At 49.9% G+C, this 1,329-nt stretch carries 2 protein-coding genes; one reads left to right on the forward strand and one right to left on the reverse strand.

Annotated features, from left to right (window positions below):
* Nucleotides 1-404 precede the first annotated feature (404 nt).
* Complete coding sequence (locus EXE44_RS16850; protein WP_137695028.1) at nt 405-824, forward strand: PH domain-containing protein; 420 nt, start codon at nt 405-407, stop codon at nt 822-824.
* Here the strand turns inward: EXE44_RS16850 and EXE44_RS16855 are convergent.
* Nucleotides 821-1,045: a hypothetical protein gene (locus EXE44_RS16855; RefSeq protein ID WP_137717972.1), complete on the reverse strand. Its 225-nt coding sequence runs from the start codon at nt 1,043-1,045 to the stop codon at nt 821-823. The genes EXE44_RS16850 and EXE44_RS16855 overlap by 4 nt on opposite strands.
* Nucleotides 1,046-1,329 lie beyond the last annotated feature (284 nt).

Genomic DNA, 1,329 nt, shown 5'->3' on the forward strand with positions numbered 1-1,329 from the left:
CGGCGTCGAAGCTCTCCTCGCTCGTCCCGATCAGCGTGATCTTCTTGAAAACCATTGATGTATTCACCGTGTTCTTATCCAGCGCACGGTTACGCGCACCGGATACAAAGAGGTCAGTCCCCGGTTGAATATATTTTCCCCCGGCGAGGATCGCTTAGGTGAACAGGGTTCACAGGGGTTCACCCTACTTTGTTTGTATATATGACTCTCTTCTTTCTCTCTCACTATTCTCCTAAGTTGAGGAAATGCTGTGAACCCTGTGAACACCGGCACTAATTGAGGGTAAACGCCACGGTGGCGCTATCCTTAACCAACATTGAAGATTCGGAACCCACCGGCGTTGGTTAAGATTAACCGAAACAAACCTCCCAAATCACTAAGTGTATTGATAGAAATACGGGAGTATGTCGAACGGTGTGCCTTCTGCCGACGGCGTAACCCTACTTGAGGGTGAAGAGGTGCTTCATAATATCCGACCGTCATGGTCAAATTGGGCCGGGTGGATCATTGGGTCAATCTTCCTCATGTTCATTGGAATTGGTTTTATTACCATTTTTGTCCCGATACTGGCCCGGTATAATTCCAGATACGTTGTTACAACCGAACGGGTGATTCAAAAGACGGGGATACTGGGTTCATCAACCAACGAATATCGGATTGAGGATATTCGCCAACTCCAAACAGGAGCCTCTTGGAGTGAGAAACTAATCGGTCATGGAAACATCCAGTTTTCATCGGGAACCGGCGCGTCGCTTGTTACCTTCGCTGGTGTTCCTAATTACGATGAAATAGCCAACACGATCCGGGAGCAACAGCGTAACTAATTGCTATCGTTCGGAGTATTTCCCAACCCCTCAAGGTCTAACTCCGGGTGATAGTATATCTCGCCCGTCTCTTGTCGTCGCTTCAGGTTGCGCTCCTCATCAACGGATTCCCATTCCCACGCAAGAAGTCCAGCCAACGTCACCGTTGGATATTCGTCCGCCGGGTCCGTGTCTAACTCTTCCAGTCGCTGTTCAATCTCGCGTTTACTCTTCCGTGTCATTGTCGGGTCGTAGCTGTTCGGCCCATGCCTCCCGAACCAACCGTTCGGGCGGGTCCGGATACTCGTCAGAAAAATGCTGTTCAATCACGTCGATACCATCAACCAAGTCGCCGTCGTCCAACTCCTCGATTCTTGATTCAATCTCGCGCTTACTTTTTCGGGGCATTTGTGTTTTCCTCAAGTTGCTCAAGCCGTTCGGATAGCTCCTCTAAGTCGCGGTCGTTCTGGATTTGCCGATGAACGTTAGCCGCGTATGCTACCGCCAGAATCCATTTGATCCGCAA

It is taken from the genome of Halorubrum sp. SS7, assembly GCF_005435055.1.
GTDB lineage: Archaea > Halobacteriota > Halobacteria > Halobacteriales > Haloferacaceae > Halorubrum > Halorubrum salinarum.

Bases quoted from the DNA above. Each gene is read 5' to 3' on its own strand.
- EXE44_RS16850 (WP_137695028.1), top strand. From the start codon at position 405: ATGTCGAACGGTGTGCCTTCTGCCGACGGCGTAACCCTACTTGAGGGT.
- EXE44_RS16855 (WP_137717972.1), bottom strand. From the start codon at position 1,045: ATGACACGGAAGAGTAAACGCGAGATTGAACAGCGACTGGAAGAGTTA.